Origin of the sequence: Rhodococcus sp. SORGH_AS_0303 (assembly GCF_030819335.1) — a bacterium.
Taxonomy (GTDB): Bacteria; Actinomycetota; Actinomycetes; order Mycobacteriales; family Mycobacteriaceae; genus Rhodococcoides.
On record NZ_JAUTBO010000001.1, the window covers coordinates 2,478,672 to 2,505,491 of the forward strand.

Here is a 26,820-nt window from a genome sequence, read left to right on the forward strand (position 1 = left end):
GGTCGTGCGCGTTCTGCTCCCCTCACGGGGCAGTGATCACTGCGGTGATCAGCCGATCATGTTGCGCAGCACGTACTGCAGGATGCCGCCGTTGCGGTAGTACTCCGCCTCGCCGGGGGTGTCGATGCGGACCACGGCGTCGAACTCGACGGCAGAGCCGTCTTCCTTCGTCGCGGTGACGTGCATCGTCTTCGGCGTGCGGCCCTCGTTCAGCTCGGTGATGCCCGAGATGTCGAAGGTCTCGGTGCCGTCGAGCTTCAGCGACGCCGCCGACTCGCCGGCGGGGAACTGCAGCGGGACGACGCCCATGCCGATGAGGTTGGAGCGGTGGATGCGCTCGAACGACTCGGTGATGACGGCCTTGACGCCGAGCAGGCGGGTGCCCTTGGCAGCCCAGTCACGCGAGGATCCGGAGCCGTACTCCTTGCCGCCCAGGACGACCAGCGGGATGCCGGCGTTCTGGTAGTTCTGCGACGCGTCGTAGATGAAGGCCTGCGGGCCACCGTCCTGCGTGAAGTCGCGGGTGTAGCCACCCGAGACGTCGTCGAGGAGCTGGTTGCGCAGCCGGATGTTCGCGAACGTTCCGCGGATCATGACCTCGTGGTTGCCGCGACGCGAGCCGAAGGAGTTGTAGTCCTTGCGCTCGACACCGTGCTCGTCGAGGTACTGCGCAGCAGGCGTTCCTGCCTTGATGTTGCCGGCGGGGGAGATGTGGTCGGTGGTGACCGAGTCTCCGAGGTACGCCAGCACGCGCGCACCGGAGATGTCCGTGACGGCTTCCGGGTCCTTGGGCATGCCGTCGAAGTACGGGGGCTTCCGCACGTAGGTCGACTGCGGGTCCCACTCGAACGTCTTGCCGTCCGGGGTGGGCAGTCCGCGCCAGCGTTCGTCGCCCTTGAAGACGTCGGCGTAGCCCTTGGTGTACATCTCCTTGGAGATGGACGAGTCGATCGTGTCCTGGATCTCCTTGGGCGAGGGCCAGATGTCCTTCAGGAAGACGTCGTTGCCCTCGTTGTCCTGACCGAGAGCGTCGTGCTCGAAGTCGAAGTCCATGGTGCCGGCCAGCGCGTAGGCGATGACGAGCGGCGGGGACGCCAGGTAGTTCATCTTCACGTCGGGGGAGATGCGACCCTCGAAGTTGCGGTTACCGGACAGGACTGCGGTGACCGTGAGGTCGTTGTCCTGGATGGCCTCGGAGATCTTGGGATCGAGCGGTCCCGAGTTACCGATGCACGTGGCGCAGCCGTATCCGACGAGGAAGAAGCCGAGCTTCTCCAGGTACGGCCACATGCCGGCCTTGTCGTAGTAGTCGGTGACCACCTGCGAGCCCGGCGCCATCGAGGTCTTGACCCACGGCTTGCTGGTCAGACCCTTGTCGACGGCCTTCTTGGCCAGCAGGGCAGCGCCGAGCATGACCGACGGGTTCGAGGTGTTGGTGCACGAGGTGATCGACGCGATGGCGACGGCGCCGTGGTCGAGGACGAACGAGCCCTGCTCGTCCGAGTCGACGCGCACCGGGTTGGTCGGGCGACCCTCGGCGTTGCCGGCGGCGGAGTGCAGCGGAGCCGCATCGTCGTCGGCGAAGGACAGCGTGGCCGGATCCGAGCCCGGGAACGTCTCGTCGAGTGCCTCGTCCAGCTTCGACGGGGTGGCGTCGACGTCCTCGCCACCCACGTAGTTGTGGATGTCCTTGCGGAACGCGATCTTGGACTCCGACAACAGGATTCGGTCCTGCGGACGCTTCGGTCCGGCGATGGACGGCACCACGTCGCCGAGGTCGAGCTCGAGGTACTCGGAGTACGTCGCCTCGTTCTCGGGGTCGTGCCACATGCCCTGTTCCTTGGCGTACGCCTCGACGAGCGCGAGCTGCTCGTCGGAGCGTCCGGTCAGGCGCAGGTAGTCGACGGTCTCCGAGTCGATCGGGAAGATCGCCGCGGTGGAACCGAACTCGGGGCTCATGTTGCCGAGCGTCGCGCGGTTGGCCAGGGGGACCTCGGCCACACCCTCGCCGTAGAACTCGACGAACTTGCCGACGACGCCGTGCTTGCGCAGCATGTCGGTGACGGTGAGCACGACGTCGGTCGCGGTGACGCCGGGCTTGATCTCGCCGCTGAGCTTGAAGCCCACGACACGGGGGATGAGCATGGAGACGGGCTGGCCGAGCATGGCCGCCTCGGCCTCGATGCCGCCGACGCCCCAGCCGAGCACACCGAGGCCGTTGACCATCGTGGTGTGTGAATCGGTGCCGACACACGTGTCGGGGTAGGCCTGACCGCCCCGCACCATGACGGTGCGGGCGAGGTGCTCGATGTTGACCTGGTGCACGATGCCGGTGCCGGGCGGGACGACCTTGAAGTCGTCGAACGCACCCTGGCCCCACCGCAGGAACTGGTAGCGCTCACCGTTGCGCTGGTACTCGATGTCGACGTTGCGCTCGAAGGCGTCCGCGCGGCCGAACACGTCGATGATGACGGAGTGGTCGATGACCATCTCGGCCGGAGCGAGCGGGTTGACCTTCTCCGGGTCGCCACCGAGAGCGGTGACGGCCTCACGCATGGTCGCGAGGTCCACGATGCAGGGGACGCCGGTGAAGTCCTGCATGATCACGCGGGCCGGCGTGAACTGGATCTCGATGCTCGGATCGGCGGACGGGTCCCACGCGGCGATCGCGTCGATGTGGTCCTTGGTGATGTTCGCGCCGTCCTCGGTACGCAGGAGATTCTCCGCGAGGACCTTGAGGGCATAGGGCAACTTCTCGGTGCCGGGGACGGCCTTCAGGCGGAAGATCTCGTACGAGTTCTCTCCGACCTCCAGCGTTCCCTTGGCGCCGAACGAATCGATACTTGCGGTCACGTCAGCTCCACTCGTCTTCTGGGCTGCCGTCGACGGGGCTGTGTCGACGGCGTGGCGAGAGCGGGCGGACATCGCCGTGGGTGAGGGTGCACCCGGGTGGCGTCGAGGCCGCCGCAGTCTCGGTGTTTCGATTCTAACAGTACGCTTGTCCTGTGAGAACGAGTGGCCGAATCGCCGTGTCGCTCTCACCGTGGTGCGCACTCATCGTTCCCCGGCAGCGTTCCGGGCGCAACGAAGGGCTGCCTCCGTGCACCTCGGTGCGCCTCGGACTCGGCGACGGTCCCGTCCCGTAGGGTCCCGCTCGACGGCGCACACATTTCGACCATCATCGCCTCGCGATCCACCGCATCGCCTCGCGATCGACGACAACGGACGGACGATGTCTCTCTCTCCTCTCCCGGCCCTACCGCTGAGTGATCAGCCGCTGGTCGCCCTCCCGATGATCAGCGAGGTGCCGACGTTCGTCGACCTGCAGGCGACCCTCGCCGACGTCGCGGACGACGGGGTGGCCGCGCCGGGTCAGGACGTCGTCGGGCTCGAGGGTGTCGTGGCGCGCGCCGGCGAGCACGGTATCGACCTGAGCATCGTCGTGCTCGACGCGCCGGCGCCGCTCGATTCGCAGCTCCGCGACCTCGCCACGTCGGTCGGTGCCACCGACGGTGGGACGGTCCTCGTGATCGGTCCGGGACAGGTCGGCACGTTCAGCGACTCGATCGATCGCGTGACGCTCGAAGCGGGTCAGGATCAGGCGTACACCGGCAACGCGGTGCAGTCCGCGGACAACTTCCTCGACGTGCTCGTCGAGCCCGGCCCGCCGTGGACCGGCATCACTCTGGGCCTCGTTCTCGTGGTCGTCGCCGTGCTCGGCGGCACCTGGTGGGTGAACGAACGCCGTCATCGTTCGGGAGATGTCACCGATCGAGAGGCCGTCACGCCCGACGGGCAGTGACCGTTCCCAAAAAAGTCTCAACGAATCTTTCTCGGACAACGTCCTGATCAGCGCGGATGCGGTCGGCGGAATGACACATGTGTCATTTGTGACTGGAGTTCCTTAAGCGTTCGAAGTGTCGTACGGTTCGCATGGCACTGCTTGGGGAAGAAGTGTCGCAGAGGGGCTGATCGTTGCTCCCGGGTCGGCCGTTGTCGGCTGTGGTCCGGGATCCTGTCACGCTGCGTCGTGTCCTCCCCACGCGTGCGGTGGGTGAATCCGCACTGCGGACGTGAGGGAGACGAACAGGTGAAGCGATACTCCGGAGGTCGACGGCACGTCGGTCGATCGCGGGCTCTGCGTCGCACGATCGGGGGCGCCGTCGTCGCGACGACGCTGCTGCTGTCCGGGACGGGGTTCCTCGCACCGAGTCTCGCGTCCGCCGTGCCGCCGCCCCCGCCCAATCCCTCCGACTCCGACATCGCCGCCGCGGGTGCGCGCGTGGGGGACCAGCTCGGACGAGTCGGTCAACTGATCGACCAGGTCGCCTCGGCCAACCAGCAACTCGCCGCGATCGACGCGCAGGTGGCCGTCAAGCGCGAGGACGTCAACAAGGCCCTCGTCGACCTGCAGAACGCTCGCACCGTCGCCGACGCCGCCGCCGCGGCCGTCGGCATCGCGCAGCAGGCCCTCCGCGACGCCGGCCAGATGATCTCCGACGCGCAGAAGAAGTTCGACGCCTTCGCCGTCACCGACTACGTCAAGGGCACCGGGTCCGCCGGTGTCTCCTCACTGCTGGACGCGCAGGGGCCGCAGGACGTGCTCGATCGCGCGCAGATCCTGCGGATGCTGTCCGCCAAGCAGAACGCCACCCTGGACAGCCTGCAGCGGGCGCGTACCGAGGAGGCCAACCGAGACTCCACCGCACGCCAGAGCAAGATCGAGGCCGACCGTGCCTCCGCGGAAGCGGACGCGAAGAAGGACGAGGCGGAACAGGCCATCGCCGCGGCCGTGTCCGCACAGCAGGAGCAGGCAGCGCAGAAGGGCGGCCGTCGAGGCACAGCGGGACAGCGCCTCCGCCGAGCTGGAGCAGGCGCGCAACGACGCCGCGGGGCTCGAGGGACAGCGCGACGCGTACTCGCAGTGGGACCAGCAGCGTCAGGCGGAGGAAGCCGCCGCCGCGGCAGCCGCGCAGGCAGCGCAGGAGGCAGCGGTGGCCGCGGCCGCCCGGGTTGCCGCGAACCAGGCCGCCGCCGATCGTGCCGCAGCGTTGGTGGACGGGGAGCGCGACCACACCGACCTGACCGGATCGACGTCGAGCGGCACCTCGTCGGGCGGCACCTCGTCGGGCGGCACCTCGTCGGGCGGCACCTCGTCGGGCGGCACGTCGTCCGGTACCTCGTCGTCGGGAAGCACGTCGTCGGGAAGCACGTCGTCCGGCGGCGGTCGCGGGACCGCCACCAAGGATCCGTCGCTCACCGGGTCCGCAGCCATCGAACTCGTCATCGACCGCGGCATGTCCGTGTTGGGCACCCCCTACTCGTGGGGTGGCGGCAACGAGAACGGGCCGACCAAGGGCATCCGCGACGGCGGTGTCGCCGACAGCTACGGCGACTACAACAAGGTGGGCTTCGACTGCTCCGGCCTCATGATGTACGCCTTCGGTGGTCTCGGGATCTCGCTCCCGCACTACACCGGCTACCAGTACACGGCCGGCAAGCAGGTGCCGTCGTCCCAGATGCGCCGCGGCGACATGATCTTCTACGGTCCGGGCGCCTCGCAGCACGTCGCCCTCTACCTCGGTGACGGCAAGATGCTGGAGGCTCCGCAGTCGGGATCGGTGGTGAAGGTGTCGCCCGTCCGTTTCGACGGCATGACGCCGTATGCCGTCCGCATGGTGGAGTGACACCCCGTCCGAGCAGGTAGAACGTCATGTGTCCTCGCCACCTGCAATAGTGGTGCTCGGCAGCAGAGTCCGGGTAGAAAGCGGTGGTTCCACAGGTGACGTCACGAGAGACCGACACGACCGACATCTCTCGGGACGTGCAGACGCTCGAGAAGGCCGTCTACGAGGTCAAACGCGTCATCGTCGGTCAGGACCGACTGGTCGAGCGCATCCTCGTCGGGCTTCTCGCACGTGGGCACGTCCTGCTCGAGGGTGTTCCCGGTGTGGCGAAGACGTTGGCGGTGGAGACGTTCGCGACGGTGGTCGGGGGCTCGTTCTCCCGCGTGCAGTTCACGCCCGACCTGGTGCCCACCGACCTCATCGGTACGCGCATCTACCGTCAGGGCAAAGAAGAATTCGACACCGAGCTCGGCCCGGTGGTCGCGAACTTCGTGCTCGCGGACGAGATCAACCGAGCTCCGGCCAAGGTGCAGTCGGCTCTCCTCGAGGTCATGGCCGAGCGCCACGTCTCCATCGGTGGTCACACGTACCCCATGCCGGATCCGTTCCTGGTCATGGCGACGCAGAACCCCATCGAGAACGAGGGCGTGTACCCCCTTCCCGAGGCGCAGCGCGACCGCTTCCTGTTCAAGATCGTCGTGGACTACCCGACGGTCGAGGAGGAGCGCGAGATCGTCTACCGCATGGGCGTCGCGGCACCGAAGCCCAAGCAGATCCTCGACCCGGTCGAGTTGGTGCGCCTCCAGAACGTCGCGGCATCCGTGTTCGTCCATCACGCTCTGGTCGACTACGTCGTGCGCGTCATCGCCGCCACCCGTACTCCGCGCGACGTGGGCCTCGACGACGTGGCCGGCTGGATCGCCTACGGCGCGTCACCCCGAGCGACCCTCGGCATCATCAGTGCCTCCCGGGCGCTGGCGTTCCTGCGTGGACGGGACTACGTCGTGCCGCAGGACGTCCTCGACGTGGTGCCGGACGTGCTGCGGCACCGTCTCGTGCTCTCGTACGACGCCCTGGCCGACGAGATCACGCCCGAGCAGATCATCACGCGCATCCTGCAGACCGTGGGTCTGCCGCAGGTCGGCGCCCAGCCGGTCCAGCAGCAGGCGCCGGCTCCCCAGCACAACGGTCCGCAGCACAACGGTCCTCAGCAGAACGGGCCCCAGCAGGCGGGACCGGGCGGACCGCAGCAGTTTCAGCCCGGACCCCCGCAGCCCGGTCCCGACGGGTCGTCGCAGCAGAACGGTCCCCAGCAGAACGGTCCTCAGCAGGGTGGCCCGGCGCCGTGGATGCAGAAGCAGACTCCCGCGACCGATCCCACGCGGTGACCATGGCGTCACCCACGGGTGGCCGGCACGGTGATCCGGTGTTCGGCGCGCCCGCCGTGCAGCAGTCGTTGCGCGGTGCGCCCCCCTCCTTCGCCTCCGGATCGCTGGAGGACCCTCGGTTGTCGGCTGCGCTGCGCACCCTCGAGCTGACCGTTCGTCGGCGCCTCGACGGCGTTCTGCACGGCGATCATCTGGGCCTCATCCCGGGCCCGGGTTCCGAGCCGGGCGATGCACGCGAGTATCAGCCGGGCGACGACGTACGTCAGATGGACTGGTCCGTCACCGCGAGGACGACGCACCCCCACGTCCGGCAGAGCGTCGCGGACCGCGAGCTCGAGACGTGGATGGCGATCGACCTGTCGGCCTCCCTCGACTTCGGCACCGCGGGGTGCGAGAAGCGGGACCTCGCCGTCGCGGCCACATCGGCCATCGCGCATCTGACCAGTGGTGGCGGCAACCGCATCGGCGCCGTCGTCGCGACGGGCGAACGCGTCGTCCGGGTCCCCGCGCGGGGCGGTCGGGCGCACATCCAGTCCCTGCTCCGCACCGTGGCCACCACACCGCACCCACCCGACGGCACCCGCGGCGACTTCGTCGGCGCCATCGACGCTCTGCGACGGCCCGAACGTCGACGCGGCATGGTGGTCGTCGTCAGCGACTTCCTCGGTCCGACGGACTGGGAGCGTCCGCTCCGCGCCCTGGCGGCCCGCCACGACGTGCTGGCCGTGGAGGTCGTCGACCCCCGCGACCTCGAGCTGCCGGATGTCGGTGACGTGGTGTTGCACGACCCGGAGACGGGACGGACGCGGGAGTTCAGCACGACACCCCGGTTGCGGGAGGACTTCGCGGCCGCCGCTGCGGCGCACCGCGCGAACGTCGAGAAGATCCTGCGTGGCTGCAGCGCGCCTCGGCTCACCCTGCGGACTGACGGCGACTGGATCGCCGACGTCGTCCGCTTCGTGTCCCGGCGACGCCACGGCGCGAGCATGGGAGCGAGTACGCGGTGAGCCTGTCCGATTTCTCGTCACCCTGGTGGCTGCTCTTCCTCCTCGTGGTCGCGGGCCTGGTGGTGGCCTACGTGCTCGCGCAGCGCCGCCGTCAGCGCAACACCATGCGCTTCACCAACATGGAGTTGCTCGAACGCGTCGCACCGAGGCGCCCCGGACTGGTGCGCCACGTCCCCACGGCGCTCGTGCTCGTGGGGCTGCTCTTCCTGACCGTCGCGCTGGCCGGACCGACGTCCGATCAACGGGTTCCGCGTAATCGGGCGACGGTCATGCTGGTCATCGACGTGTCGTTGTCGATGGAGGCCACCGACGTCCAGCCGACGCGACTGGCAGCGGCGCAGGAGGCCGGCAAGCAGTTCGCCGACGGCCTGACTCCCGGCATCAACCTCGGACTCGTCGCGTTCGCGGGCACGGCATCGGTGCTGGTCTCACCGACCACCGATCGTGAGGCGACGAAATCGGCCATCGATCGGCTGCAGCTGGCCGAGCGGACCGCCACGGGCGAGTCCATCTTCACGGCGATGCAGTCGATCGAGACACTCGGCGCGGTGCTCGGTGGATCGGACGCGGCGCCGCCGGCACGGATCGTGCTGCTGTCCGACGGCAAGCAGACCGTTCCCGAGAACCCGGACGACCCGCGCGGTGGGTACACGGCGGCCCGCGAGGCGGAGACGAAGGGGATCCCGGTCTCCACCATCTCGTTCGGCACGAGTTACGGCACGGTGGACATCACCGACGAGCAGGGCGACACCCAGCGCGTCGCGGTGCCCGTCGACGACCCGTCGCTCGAGGAGATCGCACGCCTGTCGGGTGGCAACTTCTTCACGGCGTCGAGTCTCGAGGAACTCACCGAGGTGTACGACACGCTCGAGGAGCAGATCGGCTACGAGACCACCCGCGGTGACGCGAGTCGGCCCTGGTTGATCGCCGGAGTGCTGTTCGTGTCGGCGGGACTTGTCACAGCATTGTCACTACGCCAGCGAGTCCCCTGACACGCATCGGTAAAGTACGCGCGGGTCGAGGCGATCGACGACGTCCGTGATCGCCCACCGACTGGCCGTTGCTGCGAGCAGCACCCCCGAGAGAGAAGGTTCATCCGTATGTCCTCTGCGCCCGAGTCCGCGACACCCGACGCGACGGCCGGCGGGGGATTCGTCTCCCGGTCCGTGCTCGTCACCGGCGGTAATCGGGGCATCGGCCTGGCCGTGGCCCGCCGACTCGCCGCGGACGGCCACAAGGTCGCGGTCACGCACCGCAGCTCGGGTGCACCGGACGGACTGTTCGGGGTGCAGTGCGATGTCACCGACACCGCGTCCGTCGATGCCGCGTTCACCGAGGTGGAGAAGCATCAGGGCCCCGTCGAGGTGCTCGTCGCCAACGCGGGCATCACGGACGACACCCTGCTGATGCGGATGACCGAGGAGCAGTTCACCTCCGTCATCGACGCCAATCTCACCGGCGCGTTCCGGGTGGCCAAGCGAGCGAGCCGCTCGATGCTGCGGGCACGCTTCGGACGGTTCGTCTTCCTCGGTTCCGTCGTCGGTCAGGCCGGCGGACCCGGCCAGATCAACTACGCGTCCTCCAAGGCGGGTGTCGTCGGCATGGCGCGCTCGCTCACCCGTGAGCTGGGCTCGCGTTCGATCACCGCGAACGTCGTGGCACCCGGGTTCATCGAGACCGACATGACGGCCGAGCTCGACGACAAGCTCCGGGACACCGCGCGCGAGTACATCCCGCTGAAGCGACTCGGTACTCCCGAGGACGTCGCCGCGGTGGTGAGCTTCCTCGCGTCACCCGATTCGAGCTACGTCTCCGGCGCGATCATCCCGGTCGACGGCGGTATGGGCATGGGCCACTAGCCCACCTCGTCCCGACTCCTGCCCGATCGACTCGGGCCCACCAGACTTCACACGAAAGGCACACGCACATGGGCGGACTGCTCGAAGGCAAGACCATCCTGATCACCGGGATCATCACCGACGCGTCCATCGCGTTCCACGCGGCCAAGGTCGCGCAGGAGCAGGGCGCCAAGGTCGTCATCACCGGGTTCGACCGGCTGCGACTGATCGACAGGATCGCCCAGCGACTGCCGGAGCCCGTGCCGCCGGCGATCGAGCTGGACGCGACGAACGAGGAGCATCTCGCCGCGCTCGCCGGTCGCATCTCCGAGGTCGCTCCGGAGGGCATCGACGGCGTTCTGCACTCCATCGCGTTCGCTCCGCGCACCCTGATGGGCCCGGGGTCCAAGCCGTTCCTGGAAGGACCGGGTCCCGACGCCGCCGCCGCGTTCCAGATCTCTGCCTGGTCCTACGCCTCGCTCGCACGCGCCGTGCTCCCCGTCATGAACGAGGGTGGATCGATCGTCGGCATGGATTTCGATCCGCGCACGGCGATGCCGTTCTACAACTGGATGGGCGTGGCGAAGGCTGCGCTCGAGTCGGTCAACCGCTACGTCGCCCGCGAGGTCGGCGAGGCCAAGAAGGTCCGTTCCAACCTGGTCGCCGCGGGCCCGATCAAGACGCTCGCCGCCAAGGCCATCGCGGGTACCGCGACGGGTGACGCGGACAAGATGAACCAGCTCAACGAGTACTGGAACGGTGCGTCCCCGATCGGCTGGAACTTCAACGACCCGACGGCCGTGGCCAAGTCGATCTGCGCGCTGCTGTCGGACTGGCTGCCGGCGACGACCGGGTCGATCGTCTACGTCGACGGCGGCGCGAGCCACAACACCTGGCTGCCCGAGAATCTCTGACATCTCGCCTCGATCCGAGCATCCTCTCGGGTCCACCGAAACGGGTTCCGGCACAATGGCGTCATGACCTACGACGCGCTTCTGCTGCTGTCATTCGGTGGGCCCGAGGGGCCGGACGAGGTGCGGCCGTTCCTGGAGAACGTCACCCGTGGCCGCGGAATCCCGCCCGAGCGCCTCGATGCCGTCGCCGAGCACTACCACCACTTCGGTGGGGTCTCGCCGATCAACCGACTCAACCGCGAGATCATCGCCGCGGTCGAGACCGAGTTCGCGCTCACGGGCATCGATCTGCCGGTGTACTTCGGCAACCGCAACTGGCACCCCATGGCGGAGGACACCGTCGCCGCGATGAAGGCCGACGGCGTGCGCAACGCGCTGGTGTTCCCCACCTCGGCCTGGGGCGGGTACTCGGGCTGTCGGCAGTACCACGAAGACATCGCCCGCGCCCGTGCCGCCGTGGGGGAGGGCGCTCCGCAGCTCACGAAACTGCGGCAGTACTACGACCATCCGCTCATGGTGGATGCCTTCGCCGACGCGATCCGCGCGGCGATCGGCAGGCTTCCGGCGGATCGCCGGGCCGGTGCTCGCGTGGTCTTCACGGCGCACTCGGTGCCCGTCTCGGCGGACGAGGCCGCGGGTCCGCCGTCGGCGGGCGGCCACCTCTACAGCCGTCAGGTCACCGAGGCGTCCCGATTGTGCGCCGCCGCAGCAGGTGTCGACGAGTTCGATGTCGTGTGGCAGTCCCGGTCGGGACCGCCGCAGATCCCGTGGCTGGATCCCGACATCTGCGATCACCTCGAAGCCCTGGCGGAGACGGGCGTCGACGCCGTGGTGATCTGCCCGGTCGGGTTCGTCTCGGATCACCTCGAGGTGGTGTGGGACCTGGACACCGAGGCGGTCGAGAAGGCGCAGGAACTCGGCATCGCTCTCGAGCGCGCAGGCACGCCGGGTGCGGACCCCCGATTTGCCCGGCTCGTGCGGACGCTGGTCGAGGAACGCACCGCGGGCACCGCACCGCTGCGTCTGGGTTCCGAGCCCGCCTTCGGGACGACCGTCGACGGAACGCCGTGCAATCCCGGCTGCTGCGAGCCCCCGGTGCGTCGCCGCCCGGCCTGACAGCTCGAACATCCCGGGAACCACCCACCCGCGAGTACGCCGAAAGTGTCGTGATCCGGGCATGGATCGCGACACTACGGACGTACTCGCGCGAGGGGGTATCGCTAGCGTCGATCGTGCGACAGGTACCCGTCCACGGCGGCGCGCACGGCGGCACGGCGCGCGGCGCGCACGGCGCGACGCAACGGTCGGAGCACGGCCTCGCGGGCCTCGGCACCGCTGCTGCTGGGTGCCTCCGAGGGCGCCGACGTCTGCGCGGCCGCGAGGATGGCGTCCACCCGGTCGGCCGTGTCGAGAACTCGGGTGGTGCGTTCGGGGAGCGGCGGGTAGCGATGGCGGCTCGCGATGGCGAGGCGCTCGGCGATCATCGTGTGCGGGTCGCCGCCGGAACGGCCGGTGTCGACCGTCTGCACCGCGGTGAGGGCCTCGGCCGCACTCCGGACGGTGTCCCGCATCGAGTACTCGATCTCCCCGAGCGCCAGCTCCTGGTAGGTGACCGGCACGGTGACGGTGAACACCGTCCACCGCATGACGTCGGGGCCCTCGTCGGTGGGGACGAGTCCGACACCCGGCTGACCCGGCACTCCGATGACGACGCCTTCGCCCACGAGCACGGCGGCGGCCGAGAACGCGGAGTCGGTCGGCAGCCCGGCGACGTCACCGGGGGCGGGAAGAACCATGTCGACGGTCACCTCGCGGTCGCCGACGGGCGCCGCGGCGCGGACGACTCGGAGCAACTGGGCGATGCCGATGTCACGAGGAGTGGGCCACGGGAGGTCGTGCCGCTCGGCTGTCTCGGGATCGGCGGCGACGACGAGGGCCAACGGTGCCCACTCGGTGAGGGCATCGATCACGTCGTCGGGCGGCGCGGCTCCGGCGAGCCAGGCGCCGCACCAGATGGCGAGGCTCGAGGATGGGGACGACACCGTCCGATCATAGGCGGCGTCGGAGGCGACCGGCGTGGCTGCGGTCGGGGAGTGCGCGGCGCCGATACCGTGGGACGGCCCGGTGACCCGACAGTCCTGTCCCGGGAGTGAGCGCGGAGGGCGAGGGAAGACGATGACAGCGGACAACCGGTACGGCGGCGACATCTTCGCCGGGCACGCGAGGCGAGCGCGACGCGTGGTCCCGACGATGGCGGCCGAACGGGACGTGGTGGTCGAGGACGCGGCGACCGGATTCTGCGGCGCCGTGGTGGGTTTCGAGCGCACGTACGACGGTGACTTCGTCCGGCTCGAGGACGGCCGAGGCGTACGGAGGCTCTTCGCGATGCGCGAGGCCGCCTTCCTCGTCGACGGAAGCCCGGTGACGCTGACGCGTCCGGCGCCGACCCGTGCCGTCGCTCCGACCCGCTCGGCCTCCGGGTCGACGCGGGTGGAGAACGTACGAGCGAAAGTGGCTCTGCCCAGCCGTATCTGGGTGGAGGGCATTCACGACGCCGCCATCGTCGAACGGGTCTGGGGCCACGACCTGCGGGTCGAGGGTGTGGTCGTCGAGCATCTCGAGGGACTGGACAACCTGGCAGAGCGGTTGCAGGAGTTCGGACCCGGGCCGGGACGCAGGGTGGGGGTTCTCGTCGACCACCTCGTCGACGGCTCGAAGGAGGACCGCCTGACGCGGTCGCTCGGCCCGTACGTGACGGTCACGGGACACCCCTACATCGATGTGTGGGAGGCGGTGAAGCCCGCCGCGGTGGGCATCGAGGCATGGCCACGGATCCCGCGCGGCACCGACTGGAAGACCGGCATCTGCCGCGAGTTGGGTTGGGGCACACCGCAGGACGGGTGGCGCCGGGTCTACGGTGCGGTGTCCAGTTTTCGCGATCTCGAGGCGCCGCTCATCGGCGCGGTGGAGCGCCTCGTCGACTTCGTCACCCTGGGTGACGAGAACGGGGAGACAGGTCGGTAACGATCTCCCCACGACGGTCGCGCGCACCCCACGGGCTCGTCGTTCGTCGCTACTGTGGAGTTCGTGGTTGCACTTCTGTGGCTCGTCGGAGCGGTGATTCTCGCTGCGGGTGAAGCGCTGTCCGGAGATTTCTTCCTTCTCATGCTGGCCGGCGGGGCCCTGGGTACCGCGGGCATCTCGGCGCTGACCGACTTCCCCGTGTGGGGCGACGCGATCGTGTTCGCGATCCTGTCCGGAGCCCTCATCCTGGGTGTCCGGCCGGTGCTGACCCGCCGGTTCTCGACGCCCCCGCCGACCCCCACCGGGATCGCCGCGCTCACCGGGCGATCCGCGCAGGTGCTCGATGCCATCGATCAGCACTCCGGCACGGTGCGGCTGGACGGTGACGTGTGGACGGCTCGTCCGCTCGATCCCACCGAGGTGTACGCGGCCGGAACGACCGTGACCGTGATGAAGATCGACGGCGCCACGGCCGTCGTGTGGAAAGGACCCTAGATGGGTGACTATGCCGCCTTGATCGCCCTTGCCGTGGTGGTGCTGTTCGTCGCCGTGGTGGTGGCGAAGTCGGTGACGCTCGTGCCGCAGGCCGAGGCCGCGGTGATCGAGCGTCTGGGCCGATACTCCAAGACGGTCTCCGGGCAGCTCACGTTCCTCGTGCCGTTCGTCGACCGTGTCCGAGCGAAGGTCGACCTGCGTGAGCGCGTCGTGTCCTTCCCGCCGCAGCCGGTGATCACACAGGACAACCTGACGGTGTCCATCGACACCGTCGTGTACTTCCAGGTCACCACCCCGCAGGCCGCGGTCTACGAGATCAGCAACTACATCGTCGGTGTCGAGCAGCTCACCACGACGACGCTTCGCAACGTGGTCGGCGGTATGACCCTGGAGGAGACGCTCACCTCGCGTGACTCCATCAACGGCCAGCTCCGCGGAGTGTTGGACGAGGCCACCGGGCGATGGGGCCTGCGTGTCGCCCGAGTGGAGCTCAAGAGCATCGATCCGCCGCCCTCCATCCAGGAGTCGATGGAGAAGCAGATGAAGGCGGACCGCGAGAAGCGTGCCACCATCCTCACGGCCGAGGGACACCGTGAGTCGTCCATCAAGACGGCCGAGGGTGACAAGCAGTCGCAGATCCTGTCCGCGGAGGGCGCCAAGCAGGCCGCCATTCTCTCCGCCGAGGGTGAGCGTCAGTCCCGCATCCTCCGTGCGCAGGGTGAGCGGGCGGCCAAGTACCTCAACGCACAGGGTGAGGCGAAGGCCATCGAGAAGGTGTTCGAGGCGATCAAGGCCGGCAAGCCGACGCCCGAGTTGCTCGCCTACCAGTACCTGCAGACGCTGCCGAAGATGGCGCAGGGTGATGCCAACAAGATGTGGGTGGTGCCGTCCGACTTCGGTGATGCCCTGAAGGGCTTCGCCAAGAATCTCGGTGCACCGGGCGACGACGGCGTGTTCCGCTTCGAGCCCAGCGACCAGGGCGAGACGCACTCCAAGCCGGAGGACGACTCCGCGGAGGTGGCCGACTGGTTCGACACGAAGACGGACCCGGCCATCGCTCGGGCGGTCGCCGACGCCGAGGCCGTGGCACGCAAGCCTGTCGACACGTCGTTGGCCGCCGCACCCAACCCGGCGCGGGACTCTGCTCCGGAGCCCGCGAAGGCCGTCGAGGCCTCCACACCGGACGGGTCCGGGTCGGGCGACGACGCACCGCGCGAACTGGACCGCTGACGATCAGGCAGCCAGGCCCGCGCCGACGCCGCCCGCGGCGAGTGCCCAGAGCACGCTGGTGAAGGTTCCGATGATGAAGTACTCGGACGCCCGCGGGTCGCGGAGTTCGGGGTAGCGTGCGAGTCCCTTCACCGCGAGCACCACGGCGATGCCCTCGGGCCACCCCGTGAGCACCGCGACCACGACGGCGATGCGTTCGAGTGTGCCGATGACGAGCCCCCCACGCAGGACGGGGCGCTCGTCGTCGGCATCGCCGTCTCCGGGCTCGGGCCGTCGGCGCGCGAGATGGAAGACCGCGGGAACGACGACGGTGCCGCCGGTGACGGCGACCGCGACGACCAGGACCATCGCGACGACGAGTGGTGGCCCGGTGACCGGTGCGCCGGCGATCGCGGCGGCGAGACCCGCCAGTGCGAGCATCCCGGCGGACAGGAGTGCCGGAATCCACCAGCGCAGCGGCGGCAGCCACCGGACGCGGCGTCCCGGCGCAGCCGTCGGTGGGATCGTCGGCACCGGTCGGGCGGGAAGCAGTGCTGCTCCGGCGGAGAGCGCGAGTGCGAGCAGCGCGAGGGTGGTCGCCATCAGGCGTCCGTTCCGCGTGCGCGCAGATCGGCGAGCGCGAGCATCCGCGCCACGACCGGTCGTGCTGCACGCTCGGCCTGCCACCCCGCGACGGCCAGTCGTTGGGACACTGCCTGCGGTGTGATGGACAGTTCCTCGGCGACGGCGGTCTGCGATCCGAGCCTGCGGACACTGTCGACCGCGGCGCGGCCCTGCTCGGTGCGCCGGACCAGGAGCAGTGCCAGCAGTGCCACCACGGCGTCGGCATCGCCGGCGGACTCGGCGTCACCGCCGCGGACCGCGATGTGGGCGACGGCGTTCTTGGCGCTGTCGACGGCGTCCCGCGCGGCTTCGAACGCCGGGCCCCGACCCGCTCTGGTGGAGCGTGGCAACGGATCCTCCACGGCCCCCACCCCGATCCCGACGCTCCAGTGCCCGTCCTCGAGGAAGTCGAGGGCGAGGTCGAGTGCCACAGACGCGTCGTCCGCCACACCCTGGACCTCGTCGCCGGCCGTGCGTTCGAACGGGCGCACCAGGTCGGTGGCTCGGTCGAGGATGTCGGCGACGCGATCGATGTCGCGTCGACTTCCGCGTTGGTCCACGGTCAGAACGAACATCGATCAACCCTAGAAGCTTGATCAGCCGGAATCAAGCCTCGAGTCTTGATGCGTTGCGACGCACAGAGTTCATCGTCGACCTTGATCCGGCCACATCAAGCCCGTGACCTTGACCTCATCGATTCGCCGGCCACCGGCATCCGCGCGTCCAGGATCAGTCCCACGACGCCCACGGCAATGCAGACCCCCGAGATCGCGAGCAGGACCGGATCGCCGTGACCGGCCAGAGCGTCGCCGAGCAACACGATGCCGACCGTTCCCGGGATCACCCCGACCACCGTCGCCAGCGCGAACGGCACCACGGCCACCGAAGACAGGCCGGCGGAGTAATTGACCACCGAGAACGGCACCGGCGCGATGAGTCGAAGACTCCCCACCGCCAACCATCCCCGTCGCGCGAGACGGGAATCGACGGCCCGGATCACCGGATGGTCCCAGCGTGCGGTCACCACGTCGCGGCCGAGTGCTCGGACCAGCAGGAACGCGAGCACTGCACTCACGGTCGTCGCTGCGACCGCCACACCGACCCCCGTCACGGGTCCGAACAGCACACCCGCCGACACCGTGAACAGGGTGCGGGGGATCGGCGCCACCGTGATGATCGCGTGCGCCGCGAAGAAGACGAGGGGGAAGGCCGGCCCGACGGCGACGGCCCACTCCCGCACGCGGTCGATGGTGGGGAGGGGTACGAGCAGTGCCACGACGATCAGGGCGGCGAGCACGGTGACGGTCGCGGCCACGCGCAGCACGAGCGCGCGGCGGCCTCCGACGACGATCGACTCCTCCGACGGCACTGTGTCGTGCGGGTCGATGTCGGGGGTCGTCACGTCTGCTCACGCTACCGAAGAGCGATGCGAGCGGTGCTCGTCGACGCGGTCGGAACGGTCACTAGGAGGACCGATGCTCGGACGCCCTACTAGTGTGAAGTTTGTCTCAGGCCACTGTGATGGGACTCGGGATAGCGTGCCCGGAGTGCGGTTAACATCACAGCATCCGCAGGCGCGAAAGGGACACATGGCCACGTCACACACCGGGACACCGGATTCCGTCGCTGCCGAGGACGTCGGCGCGGCCGTACCGGTGAGCAGCGCCGAGGAGGGTTTCGCGACCTGGCGCCGCGGCGTGGCCGGGGTGCTGGCCAAGGCTCGTCGGGTGGACGTCTCGGAGCTCCCCGAGCATCCGGAGACGCTGCTCGAGGTGACCACGTACGACGGGGTCACGGTGCGGCCCCTGTACGGGCCGCTGGACGAGACTGCCGAGGCTCCGCTGCCCGGCACCTTCCCCTTCACGCGCGGCACGGACGCGCATCGCGACGTCAACGTCGGGTGGCTGGTCGCCGGTCGGTTCGGCCGTCCCGCCGGTGCGGACTCGGACGCGGCGACGCTCAACGACCAGCTCCTCGACGCGCTGCAGAACGGCACGAGCGCCCTGTGGCTCGACACGGCGTCCGTGGGTGCCGAGGGCCTGGCCCGCGCACTCGACGGGGTCCTGCTCGACCTCGCGCCCCTGACGCTGGACGCGGGTGCGGACATCACAGCGGTGGCCGACGCGTTGTTCGCGCTCCTGGACGAGCGCGGCGCCGCCGCCGACGTCCGATTGGGGGCGTCGCCGCTGACCGATCGATTCGCCGACCTCCCGGGTGCGAGCGAGCAGGACGCGATCGATCTCGCGGGGCGGGCAGTGGCGCGCACCGAGCGGGTGCGCGCGATCACGTTGGACGGCACCGTGTTCCACGCTGCCGGGTCGGCAGACGCGCAGGAGGTCGGCCTGACCGCCGCGGCCGGACTCGAGTATCTGCGCGCGCTCACGGCGGCGGGACTGTCCACTGCCGAGGCGTTGGGACAGGTGGAGTTCCGGCTCGCGGCCACCGACGAGCAGTTCGAGACCATCGCCAAGTTCCGTGCGGCCCGGCGGGTCTGGGCCCGGGTGGCCGAGGTGCTCGGGGTGCCGGAGCACGGCGGGGCCCCACAGCACGCCGTCACCTCGGCGGCGATGATGACGCAGCGCGATCCCTGGGTGAACATGCTGCGCACGACGCTGGCCGCGTTCGGCGCCGGTGTGGGCGGGGCCGACGCGGTGACCGTCCTGCCGTTCGACGCCGCGATTCCCGGCGGCGCCGCGGACGTCTCGCAGACCTTCGCCGCACGGATCGCGCGCAACACCCAGCTGCTCCTGCTCGAGGAGTCCCACCTGGGTCGGGTGGTCGATCCGGCCGGTGGTTCCTGGTACGTCGAGTCGCTCACCGACGCGCTCGCGGACTCGGCGTGGTCGGTCCTGCAGGCGGTCGAGGCCGCCGGCGGTTACCGCGCCGCCCTGGAGTCCGGTGAGATCGCGCGCCGGGTCGAGGAGACCCGAGCTGCCCGTGCGAGCGACATCGCCCACCGCCGCACCGCGGTCACCGGTGTCAACGAGTTCCCGAACCTGCAGGAGCCGTCGCCCGCGGCCTCGGGGAACGGCACCGTCGCCGGACGTCCCGCGACGCGGTACGCCGCCGAGTTCGAGGCGCTGCGTGATCGCAGCGACGCGGTGCTGGCGGACAAGGGCAGTCGCCCGGTGGTGCTGCTGGCGCCGTTGGGCAGCGTCGCGGAACACAACGGACGCACCACGTTCGCGGCGAACCTCATGGCGTCGGGCGGGATCGAGGCGGTGAACCCCGGTGCGGGAGCCGATCTCGCCGCGGTGGCACGGGAGACCGCCTCGCCGATCGCCGTGCTGTGCGGCACCGACAAGCGGTACGCCGCCGAGGGACCGGACGCCGTCGCCGCTCTGCGGTCGGCGGGGGTGCGGACGGTGCTCGTCGCCGGCGGTGCCTCGGCCTTCGCGGACGCGTCGCCGGAACAGACCCCGGACGGACATCTCACGCTCACCATCGATGCCGTCGCCGAACTGAGTGCTCTTCTCGATGCACTCACCGGCGAGGCTCGTACGGAAGGACACACCGCATGACCGACGACGCTGGTGACATGGGCCCCGTGGGCAGTTTCGCGGACGTTCCGCTCGTCGACCCCCGCGGCGCGGACGCGGAAGCGCCGGCGGCCGATGATGCGCGCGCCCACGTCGAGGCGGCCGCGGCGGCCCACGGCTACTCGCCCGAGCAGGTGGTGTGGTCCACCCCCGAGGGCATCGACGTCCGACCCCTGTACACCGGCGCCGACCGGGCGGAGGCGGCCGAGGCCGGGTACCCGCTCGACTCCTACCCGGGCACGGCTCCGTTCCTGCGCGGTCCGTACCCGACGATGTACGTCAACCAGCCGTGGACGATTCGTCAGTACGCCGGATTCTCGACGGCGTCGGAGTCCAACGCGTTCTACCGTCGCAACCTCGCTGCCGGTCAGAAGGGGCTGTCGGTCGCGTTCGACCTCGCGACGCACCGCGGCTACGACAGTGACCACCCGCGCGTGCAGGGCGATGTCGGCATGGCGGGTGTCGCGATCGACTCGATCTACGACATGCGCCAACTCTTCGACGGGATCGACCTGGGGTCGGTGTCGGTGTCGATGACCATGAACGGCGCCGTGCTGCCGATCCTGGCGCTGTACGTCGTCGCGGCGGAGGAGCAGGGCGTCGGACCGGAGAAGCTCGCCGGCACCATCCAGAACGACATCCTCAAAGAGTTCATGGTGCGCAACACCTACATCTATCCGCCCGAGCCGTCGATGCGGATCATCTCCGACATCTTCGCGTACACCTCGACGCACATGCCGAAGTTCAACTCGATCTCCATCTCCGGCTATCACATCCAGGAAGCCGGCGCGACGGCCGATCTGGAGCTCGCGTACACCCTCGCCGACGGGGTGGAGTACATCCGCGCCGGGCTGGCCGCGGGCATGGACATCGACACGTTCGCCCCGCGGCTGTCCTTCTTCTGGGCCATCGGCATGAACTTCTTCATGGAGGTCGCCAAGCTGCGCGCGGGCCGGTTGCTGTGGGCGGAGCTGGTGCAGAAGTTCGATCCGTCCAGCGCGAAATCGCTGTCGCTGCGCACACATTCGCAGACGTCCGGGTGGTCGCTGACGGCGCAGGACGTCTTCAACAACGTCTCCCGCACGTGTATCGAGGCGATGGCCGCGACGCAGGGACACACGCAGTCACTGCACACCAACGCGCTCGACGAAGCGCTCGCCGCTGCCCACCGACTTCTCCGCCCGGATCGCCCGCAACACCCAGCTGCTGCTGCAGCAGGAGTCCGGCACGACGCGGCCCATCGATCCGTGGGGCGGCTCGTACTACGTGGAGTGGCTGACCCACCAGCTCGCCGATCGGGCCCGCGCGCACATCGCCGAGGTCGAGGAGGCCGGCGGAATGGCCAAGGCCATCGGCGAGGGCATCCCGAAGCTCCGCATCGAGGAGGCGGCGGCGCGGACGCAGGCGCGCATCGACTCCGGTCGGCAGCCGCTGGTGGGTGTCAACAAGTACGTTCCCGACGAGCCCGACGCCATCGAGGTGCTCAAGGTCGAGAACTCGCGGGTGCGCACCGAGCAGATCGAGAAGCTGGAGCGGCTGCGCGAGGAGCGCGACCCCGGCCGCGTCGAGGCGGCGCTGTCCGCCCTCACCGCGGCGGCCGCGTCCACCGACGGCGGGATGGAGAACAACCTGCTCGCCCTCGCCGTCGACGCGGCGCGGGCCATGGCGACGGTGGGCGAGATCTCCGACGCCCTCGAGAAGGTCTACGGACGGCACCGCGCCGAGATCCGCACGATCAGCGGTGTCTACCGGGACGAGGCGGGGAAGGCCACGAACATGGTGCATGCAGGCGAGCTGGCGACGGCGTTCGCGAAGGCGGAGGGCCGCCGACCCCGCATCCTGGTGGCGAAGATGGGGCAGGACGGACACGATCGCGGGCAGAAGGTCATCGCGACGGCGTTCGCCGACATCGGCTTCGATGTCGATGTCGGCCCCCTGTTCCAGACCCCCGAGGAGGTGGCGAACCAGGCCGCCGACAACGACGTCCACGTCATCGGGGTGTCGTCGCTCGCCGCCGGTCACCTGACGCTGGTTCCGGCGCTGCGGGAAGCACTCGCCGCCGTCGGCCGGTCCGACATCATGGTCGTGGTCGGCGGCGTCATCCCGCCGGGCGACTTCGACGCGCTGCGTGAGGCCGGGGCGGCCGCGATCTTCCCGCCAGGCACGGTGATCGCCGACGCCGCGGTCGATCTCATCGGCCAGCTCGCGGAGAGCCTGGGGCACGGCGCGGCCGTCTCGGACGCAGGAGCGAACGCCTGAGCATGTCCGACGCGACCGCAGCACGTCCCACGCGTCCGGCGATCGATCTCGACGCGCTCGTGGCCTCGGTGCGGGCCGGTGAGCGTGCCGGGCTGGCGCGTGCCATCACCCTCGTCGAGTCCACCCGCGACGACCATCGCGACCTCGCCCAACAGATGCTGCTCGAGCTCCTTCCGCACGCCGGGGGGTCACATCGGGTGGGCATCACGGGCGTACCGGGAGTCGGCAAGTCGACGTTCATCGACGCGCTGGGCATGACGCTCATCGAGAAGGGCCACCGCGTCGCGGTTCTCGCGGTGGATCCGTCGTCGACCCGTACCGGGGGCTCCATCCTCGGGGACAAGACGCGGATGGCACGGCTCACGGTCGCGCCCGAGGCGTACATCCGGCCGTCCCCGACGTCGGGAACCCTCGGCGGTGTCGCGAAGGCGACCCGCGAGACGATCGTACTGCTCGAGGCGGCCGGCTACGACGTCGTGCTGGTGGAGACCGTCGGGGTCGGGCAGTCCGAGATCACGGTCGCGGGCATGGTGGACACCTTCTGCTTCCTGACGCTCGCGCGCACGGGAGATCAGCTGCAGGGCATCAAGAAGGGTGTCCTCGAACTCGCTGACGTGGTCGCCGTCAACAAGGCCGACGGGAACCATCTCCGCGACGCCAAGGGTGCCGCGCGCGAACTTGCCGGAGCGCTCCGACTGATCTACCCGCACGACGCCCTGTGGACGCCGCCCGTGCTGACGATGAGCGCGATCGAGGAGACCGGACTCACGGAGTTCTGGGACACTGTGTGCCGCCATCGCGACGTCCTCACCGCGGCAGGCGACTTCGACGCCCGCCGCCGCGACCAGCAGGTCCAGTGGGTGTGGACCATGGTGCAGGACCAGCTGATGCGCCGACTGTCGTCGAGTCCCGCGGTGACCGCCGTCCGCGCCGACGTGGAGAGGCGCGTGGCCGACGGGTCTCTCACCGCGGCCCTGGGTGCGCAGGAGATCCTGACCGCCTTCGACGGCTGAACTCAGCGCCCGGCGGCGAACGCCCCGACCGTCGCGAGCAGGTGATCGAAGAAGGCGTCCGGATCGGTCGACACGGCGATCGCGGCATTGGGGCGACGTCCCCAGAACCCGCGCCGGTCGGCCACCGTCGTTCCCCGCGTGAGGGTCCCGACGAGTTCGACGTCGACGGTGGCCAGGGCGTACTCGGCGATCTCCGGGTGCAGTGCGACGGCCGCCGCGAACGGGTCGTGCATGTGCGCCAGGTATCCCTCACCCTGCGCGTGGTGGAACTCCATGTAGAACCGCACCGCGTCGGTCAGGTACCGCACGACGGGCACGGACGCCGTCGAGCGTGCTCCCACCTCGTCGATCGAGAGATGCTCCACCGGAACGGATCCGGCGATCTCTGCCAGACGTGCCACGTGAGACGGGTGCATCTCGATCCGTTCCGTCAGGCCCAGGGCGCACACGATCGGCTCCCGGCCCGAGGGCACCGCGTCGAATGCGTCGAACACCTTTTTCGCGGCTTCCGGGTCGACCGCCACGTTCCATTCGGAGGTGGGCGTCGTGTTCCCCGGGTGATCGATGCTGCCGCCCATGATCACCAGACGCTTCAGCAGCAGGGGCAGTGCGGGCTCGAGCCGCAGTGCCAGAGCCAGATTCGTCATCGGACCGGTCACCAGCCCGACCAGCTCGCCCGGGTTCTCGCGCGCCAGGTCCACCCACGCCTGCGCCGCCGTCCGATCGGAGACGGTCATGGTGGGCGCCGGCAGATTCGCGTAGCCCACTCCCAGCGGACCGTGCGTGTCCTCCGTCGTCATCAGCGGGGCGACCAGCGGTGCGTCGACGCCGACGGCCACCTCCACGTCGGTCAGACCACAGATCTCCAACCAGGACAGCGTGTTCCGTGTCACCTGCGCGGTGGGCACGTTACCCGCCGTGCAGCACACGGCCACGATCTCGGCCTCCGGACTCGCAGCCAGATAGACCAGAGCGAGGGAATCGTCGATTCCGGTGTCGACGTCGACGAGGAGTCGAGTGCGGGCGGGGGAGTCGACGTCGGTCATGCCGCCATCCTGTCAGGACGGGAAGCGCGGCTCGTCGCATCCCCACGGGCGGGCCGGGAAGGGGTGATCGTCGTACTCCGCGAGCGCCGGTCGGGCCGTGCGCACGTCGTCGTGGAGGACGGTGTGCTCGTCCGTCGGCAGCACGGGGTCGGCCGGAGTGTCGACCCTGCCGTCGGCATCGAGCAGCCAGGCGGCAGTGCGTGCCAACGAGACCGACACCGTCCTACCGATGCCACCGTCGAGGCGCTGGGTCAGAGCGTCGACGATTCCCGCCGCCAGCAGGTGGCCGGACGCGTGGTCGAGCGCCTGCACCGGCAGCGCCCCCGGAACCCCGGTCGTCCCGCCGTCATCCGACCGGCCTCCGGCCTTCCCGCCGTCATCCGACCGGCCTCCGGCCTTCCCGCCGTCATCCGACCGGCCTCCGGCCTTCCCGCCGTCATCCGACCGGCCTCCGGCCTTCCCGCCGTCATCCGACCGGCCTCCGGCCTTCCCGCCGCACATGTTCGCGATGCCGGACGCCGCCTGCACCAGGCTGTCGAATCCGCGCCGCCGTGCCCACGGCCCCCGGCCGCCCCACGCACTCACCGTCCCGATGATCGCTCCGCTCGGCCGGTGCGCTCGGAGGTGGTCGTCGATGTAGGAGCCCGGCCGGTAGCCGCCGACCACCACGTCCACCGACGACATCAGCGCCGTCAGTCGCTCGTCGTCGTCGTCGACGAGCACGTCCAGGAGTGTCGAGTACTTGCCGGCGCCGGTGTCGAGGTGCTGGGCTTCGATCTCCGGCAGCAGTGGGGAGTCGACCCGCAGTACCGATGCACCGAGGAGGGCCAGATCGCGCGTGGCGACCGGGCCGGCGATGACCCGCGTGAGATCCAGTACGCGCACCCCGACCAGCGGTCGCATCGGGTCGGTCGGTGGTTCGGGGAGCGACGGCAGACCGTCGGGACGCACGGTGGACGAGACGATGGGGCCGGAACGCGTGAAACGGCCGGGCGCCGAGCCGAACCACTCGTCCGGGGTCCGCACCGCCACGACGATCGCGCCAAGTTCTGCTGCACGCTCCTCCACGTCCAGAGCCTCGTGGCGGAGCAGAGCCGCCGCGACGGCGGTGTGGTCGGCGTCGTCGGCGAGCTCGAGTAGCGAGAGCAGTCGCGCCCGGTGGTGCGGGTAGTTGGCGTGGGTGCGCACCCACCCGTCCGCGGTGCGGAAGAAGCCGGACAGGGCGGCGAACCCTGCGACCGGCCGCCCGTCGATGCGCAACAGTCTGTCTCCCGCGAACGACGCCGCGACCCGATCGCCGACCACCACGCGCGGTGACGGCGCGGTCAGCCCCGAGGCCACGCGGAACCGGTCGACCGCGGAACCGAGTGCAGCGACCGCACCGACGGCCAGCGCGGCCACCGGCAGGGTCGACGACAACACGCCCTCGGACACGGGTCGCACGGTGATGTCGGCGGCCTGAGCGAGACCCAGGTCGGCCTGGTACCGGTGCAGCAGGTCGGTCATACCTTGCGCGCGGAGATCTCCATGCCGGCGCCGCGGAGTCGGTGGATCAGCGCGTCACCGATTCCGGAGGCCGGGGTGAGCACGCCGCCGCCGACGGAGGGGAGTGCGTCACGGTCGAGCGCGAGCGCCAGTGCCGATTCGCCCAGCATCATGGCGGTGGCCGCGTAGCCAGGATCGCCCTTCGCCTTCACGCGCGAGACGTACCGGTCACCGGTGCTGGTGGTGGTGTAGACGTCGATCGTGAAATGCCCCTTCTGCCGGGTCTTCTCGCTGGGACCGTCGCCCGGCTTGGGCAGGATCTTGTCGAGGAGGAACCGGGTGGGTTTGAAGGCCATGCCCGCGACGAAGGCGCCCAGCCCGGCGAGCACGGCACCGGCGATCACCGGGGAGGCGGGCGACGAGCCCACGCTCATGACCTCGCTGTAGCGGAAGTTCTTGCCGTACGGGTATCCGAGCAGCGCGTTCGTGCGGCGCACGACCCGAGTGTTGTACGAGGACATCACGAACGGTGCCTTCCACCCCTTGAGATCGGGGTGGATGTCGGCGCCCTTGACGATGGGGGTGTCGCTCTGGCGTCCCAGATCCGGCTCGATCGAGCGGTCGGGGCTGAGCGAGTAGGGGCTCGCCGCCATCTTCGCCGCGGCGCGGTCCTTCGTGATCTCGTCGATCTGGCCGCGCAGCGAGTCGATGGTGCCGCCGCTGACCCCGCCGCTCATCGACGTCACGACGAGGGTGGTGTCGGTCAGGTCGCCTGCTCCGTCCTCGTGGACCTTGGAGTAGAGCGCGTGCACGCCGATGTCGGACGGCACCGAGTCGAAGCCGCAGGAGTGCACGATCCGAGCGCCGGTGGAGTGTGCGAGATCGTGGTTCTGGTCGGCACTGAGACGAGCGAACAGCACTTCGCCGGTGAGGTCGACGTAGTCCGTGCCCTGCGCCGCGCAGACGTGCGCGAGCGTGCGTCCGAACTTCGCGTACGGCCCGACCGTGGTGATGACGACCTGTGTGCGAGAAGCGATGTCGGTGAGCGCGGCCTCGTCGTCCGCGTCCGCGACGAGCAGTGGCCAGTCGGCGGCGCGGGACGGCAGACCGCGACGGGTCGACTCCAGCTTGGATCGGGACCGGCCCGCGAGAGCGATCGACGTGCCCTGCGGGGCATGATTCGCCAGGTACTCGGCGGTGAGCGCGCCCACGAAACCGGTGGCGCCGTAGACGACGACGTCCAACTCGCGATCCCCTGCCGTGTCGAGATCGGACGCAGTGTCGAGTTCGGATGGGTCAGGTGCGGAAGTCTCGGCCATCACCCGAGCCTACAAGCGCTCCTGTGACCCACC

Annotated in this window: 21 protein-coding genes and 2 pseudogenes; 14 read left to right on the forward strand and 9 right to left on the reverse strand. The window is 69.7% G+C overall.

What is annotated here, in order from left to right:
- Positions 1-48 precede the first annotated feature (48 nt).
- On the reverse strand, positions 49-2,853 hold the full coding sequence (locus QE449_RS11740; RefSeq protein WP_056445197.1) for an aconitate hydratase: 2,805 nt from the start codon (positions 2,851-2,853) through the stop codon (positions 49-51).
- Between the two features lie 379 nt (positions 2,854-3,232).
- Here QE449_RS11740 and QE449_RS11745 point away from each other — a divergent pair, with 379 nt between their 5' ends.
- A complete protein-coding gene (locus QE449_RS11745) occupies positions 3,233-3,802 on the forward strand; it encodes a DUF6676 family protein (RefSeq protein WP_231476272.1) in 570 nt (189 codons plus the stop codon).
- A 506-nt stretch (positions 3,803-4,308) separates the two neighbouring features.
- Here QE449_RS11745 and QE449_RS21440 read toward each other — a convergent pair.
- Positions 4,309-4,533, reverse strand: coding sequence for a hypothetical protein (locus QE449_RS21440; protein ID WP_373428290.1), 225 nt, complete (start codon positions 4,531-4,533; stop codon positions 4,309-4,311).
- A gap of 731 nt (positions 4,534-5,264) precedes the next feature.
- On the opposite strand from QE449_RS21440, the pseudogene QE449_RS21445 reads away from it, so the two are divergent.
- The 7 genes and pseudogenes from QE449_RS21445 to QE449_RS11780 form a co-directional block, all read left to right on the forward strand.
- Positions 5,265-5,687 (forward strand): annotated as a pseudogene (locus tag QE449_RS21445) (NlpC/P60 family protein); the annotation flags it as partial.
- A 95-nt stretch (positions 5,688-5,782) separates the two neighbouring features.
- Positions 5,783-7,015 carry a MoxR family ATPase gene (locus QE449_RS11755; RefSeq protein ID WP_307108853.1) on the forward strand — a complete coding sequence of 411 codons (1,233 nt, stop codon included), beginning with the start codon at positions 5,783-5,785 and terminating at the stop codon, positions 7,013-7,015.
- 2 nt (positions 7,016-7,017) lie between these two features.
- The gene (locus QE449_RS11760; RefSeq protein WP_307108854.1) at positions 7,018-8,022 is read left to right on the forward strand and encodes a DUF58 domain-containing protein; all 1,005 of its coding nucleotides are present in this window, start codon (positions 7,018-7,020) and stop codon (positions 8,020-8,022) included.
- Positions 8,019-9,014 (forward strand): VWA domain-containing protein, encoded by a 996-nt coding sequence (locus tag QE449_RS11765; RefSeq protein ID WP_056444650.1) that lies wholly within the window; start codon positions 8,019-8,021, stop codon positions 9,012-9,014. The genes QE449_RS11760 and QE449_RS11765 overlap by 4 nt, the downstream gene beginning before the upstream one ends.
- A 108-nt stretch (positions 9,015-9,122) precedes the next feature.
- Positions 9,123-9,881 (forward strand): 3-oxoacyl-ACP reductase FabG1, encoded by a 759-nt coding sequence (gene fabG1 / locus QE449_RS11770; RefSeq protein ID WP_037185384.1) that lies wholly within the window; start codon positions 9,123-9,125, stop codon positions 9,879-9,881.
- A 68-nt stretch (positions 9,882-9,949) separates the two neighbouring features.
- The gene (gene inhA / locus QE449_RS11775; protein ID WP_027505312.1) at positions 9,950-10,774 is read left to right on the forward strand and encodes an NADH-dependent enoyl-ACP reductase InhA; all 825 of its coding nucleotides are present in this window, start codon (positions 9,950-9,952) and stop codon (positions 10,772-10,774) included.
- A 63-nt stretch (positions 10,775-10,837) separates the two neighbouring features.
- Positions 10,838-11,890, forward strand: coding sequence for a ferrochelatase (locus tag QE449_RS11780; protein WP_307108855.1), 1,053 nt, complete (start codon positions 10,838-10,840; stop codon positions 11,888-11,890).
- Between the two features lie 104 nt (positions 11,891-11,994).
- On the opposite strand, the gene QE449_RS11785 is transcribed toward QE449_RS11780, so the two are convergent.
- Positions 11,995-12,816, reverse strand: coding sequence for a hypothetical protein (locus QE449_RS11785; protein WP_307108856.1), 822 nt, complete (start codon positions 12,814-12,816; stop codon positions 11,995-11,997).
- Positions 12,817-12,949: 133 nt separating this feature from the next.
- Between QE449_RS11785 and QE449_RS11790 the strand changes: the two genes are divergently transcribed.
- From QE449_RS11790 to QE449_RS11800, 3 genes are all read left to right on the forward strand, one after another.
- The gene (locus tag QE449_RS11790; RefSeq protein WP_056444639.1) at positions 12,950-13,798 is read left to right on the forward strand and encodes a DUF3097 domain-containing protein; all 849 of its coding nucleotides are present in this window, start codon (positions 12,950-12,952) and stop codon (positions 13,796-13,798) included.
- 63 nt (positions 13,799-13,861) lie between these two features.
- Positions 13,862-14,293 carry an NfeD family protein gene (locus QE449_RS11795; protein ID WP_027505316.1) on the forward strand — a complete coding sequence of 144 codons (432 nt, stop codon included), beginning with the start codon at positions 13,862-13,864 and terminating at the stop codon, positions 14,291-14,293.
- Positions 14,294-15,523 (forward strand): SPFH domain-containing protein, encoded by a 1,230-nt coding sequence (locus QE449_RS11800; protein ID WP_051613228.1) that lies wholly within the window; start codon positions 14,294-14,296, stop codon positions 15,521-15,523.
- A 3-nt stretch (positions 15,524-15,526) separates the two neighbouring features.
- Here QE449_RS11800 and QE449_RS11805 read toward each other — a convergent pair whose 3' ends face one another.
- The 3 genes from QE449_RS11805 to QE449_RS11815 form a co-directional block, all read right to left on the reverse strand.
- Positions 15,527-16,105 carry a hypothetical protein gene (locus QE449_RS11805; protein ID WP_307108857.1) on the reverse strand — a complete coding sequence of 193 codons (579 nt, stop codon included), beginning with the start codon at positions 16,103-16,105 and terminating at the stop codon, positions 15,527-15,529.
- A complete protein-coding gene (locus QE449_RS11810) occupies positions 16,105-16,701 on the reverse strand; it encodes a hypothetical protein (protein ID WP_027505318.1) in 597 nt (198 codons plus the stop codon). The genes QE449_RS11805 and QE449_RS11810 overlap by 1 nt, the downstream gene beginning before the upstream one ends.
- Before the next feature lie 95 nt (positions 16,702-16,796).
- Positions 16,797-17,441 carry a TVP38/TMEM64 family protein gene (locus QE449_RS11815; protein ID WP_307109714.1) on the reverse strand — a complete coding sequence of 215 codons (645 nt, stop codon included), beginning with the start codon at positions 17,439-17,441 and terminating at the stop codon, positions 16,797-16,799.
- A 274-nt stretch (positions 17,442-17,715) separates the two neighbouring features.
- Between QE449_RS11815 and QE449_RS11820 the strand changes: the two genes are divergently transcribed.
- The 3 genes and pseudogenes from QE449_RS11820 (at position 17,716) to meaB (ending at position 22,937) form a co-directional block, all read left to right on the forward strand.
- The gene (locus QE449_RS11820; RefSeq protein ID WP_307108858.1) at positions 17,716-19,647 is read left to right on the forward strand and encodes a methylmalonyl-CoA mutase family protein; all 1,932 of its coding nucleotides are present in this window, start codon (positions 17,716-17,718) and stop codon (positions 19,645-19,647) included.
- A gap of 17 nt (positions 19,648-19,664) precedes the next feature.
- Positions 19,665-21,924: pseudogene (gene scpA, locus QE449_RS11825) on the forward strand (methylmalonyl-CoA mutase).
- A gap of 2 nt (positions 21,925-21,926) precedes the next feature.
- Complete coding sequence (gene meaB, locus QE449_RS11830; protein WP_027505321.1) at positions 21,927-22,937, forward strand: methylmalonyl Co-A mutase-associated GTPase MeaB; 1,011 nt, start codon at positions 21,927-21,929, stop codon at positions 22,935-22,937.
- 2 nt (positions 22,938-22,939) lie between these two features.
- Here meaB and QE449_RS11835 read toward each other — a convergent pair whose 3' ends face one another.
- Genes QE449_RS11835 through QE449_RS11845 form a run of 3 tightly spaced genes read right to left on the reverse strand, consistent with a single transcriptional unit; the run spans position 22,940 to position 26,787 of the window.
- The gene (locus QE449_RS11835; RefSeq protein WP_307108859.1) at positions 22,940-23,983 is read right to left on the reverse strand and encodes a nucleoside hydrolase; all 1,044 of its coding nucleotides are present in this window, start codon (positions 23,981-23,983) and stop codon (positions 22,940-22,942) included.
- A gap of 12 nt (positions 23,984-23,995) precedes the next feature.
- Positions 23,996-25,489, reverse strand: coding sequence for a CoA transferase (locus tag QE449_RS11840; RefSeq protein ID WP_307108860.1), 1,494 nt, complete (start codon positions 25,487-25,489; stop codon positions 23,996-23,998).
- Complete coding sequence (locus tag QE449_RS11845; RefSeq protein WP_222648994.1) at positions 25,486-26,787, reverse strand: trans-acting enoyl reductase family protein; 1,302 nt, start codon at positions 26,785-26,787, stop codon at positions 25,486-25,488. Before QE449_RS11845 ends, QE449_RS11840 begins: the two co-directional genes overlap by 4 nt.
- Positions 26,788-26,820 lie beyond the last annotated feature (33 nt).

Coding starts and splice junctions, on each gene's coding strand:
- QE449_RS11745 (WP_231476272.1), top strand. CDS start 3,233: ATGTCTCTCTCTCCTCTCCCGGCCCTACCGCTGAGTGATCAGCCGCTG.
- QE449_RS11760 (WP_307108854.1), top strand. CDS start 7,018: ATGGCGTCACCCACGGGTGGCCGGCACGGTGATCCGGTGTTCGGCGCG.
- fabG1 (WP_037185384.1), top strand. CDS start 9,123: ATGTCCTCTGCGCCCGAGTCCGCGACACCCGACGCGACGGCCGGCGGG.
- inhA (WP_027505312.1), top strand. CDS start 9,950: ATGGGCGGACTGCTCGAAGGCAAGACCATCCTGATCACCGGGATCATC.
- QE449_RS11780 (WP_307108855.1), top strand. CDS start 10,838: ATGACCTACGACGCGCTTCTGCTGCTGTCATTCGGTGGGCCCGAGGGG.
- QE449_RS11790 (WP_056444639.1), top strand. CDS start 12,950: ATGACAGCGGACAACCGGTACGGCGGCGACATCTTCGCCGGGCACGCG.
- QE449_RS11800 (WP_051613228.1), top strand. CDS start 14,294: ATGGGTGACTATGCCGCCTTGATCGCCCTTGCCGTGGTGGTGCTGTTC.
- QE449_RS11805 (WP_307108857.1), bottom strand. CDS start 16,105: ATGGCGACCACCCTCGCGCTGCTCGCACTCGCGCTCTCCGCCGGAGCA.
- QE449_RS11810 (WP_027505318.1), bottom strand. CDS start 16,701: ATGTTCGTTCTGACCGTGGACCAACGCGGAAGTCGACGCGACATCGAT.
- QE449_RS11820 (WP_307108858.1), top strand. CDS start 17,716: ATGGCCACGTCACACACCGGGACACCGGATTCCGTCGCTGCCGAGGAC.
- meaB (WP_027505321.1), top strand. CDS start 21,927: ATGTCCGACGCGACCGCAGCACGTCCCACGCGTCCGGCGATCGATCTC.
- QE449_RS11835 (WP_307108859.1), bottom strand. CDS start 23,983: ATGACCGACGTCGACTCCCCCGCCCGCACTCGACTCCTCGTCGACGTC.
- QE449_RS11840 (WP_307108860.1), bottom strand. CDS start 25,489: ATGACCGACCTGCTGCACCGGTACCAGGCCGACCTGGGTCTCGCTCAG.
- QE449_RS11845 (WP_222648994.1), bottom strand. CDS start 26,787: ATGGCCGAGACTTCCGCACCTGACCCATCCGAACTCGACACTGCGTCC.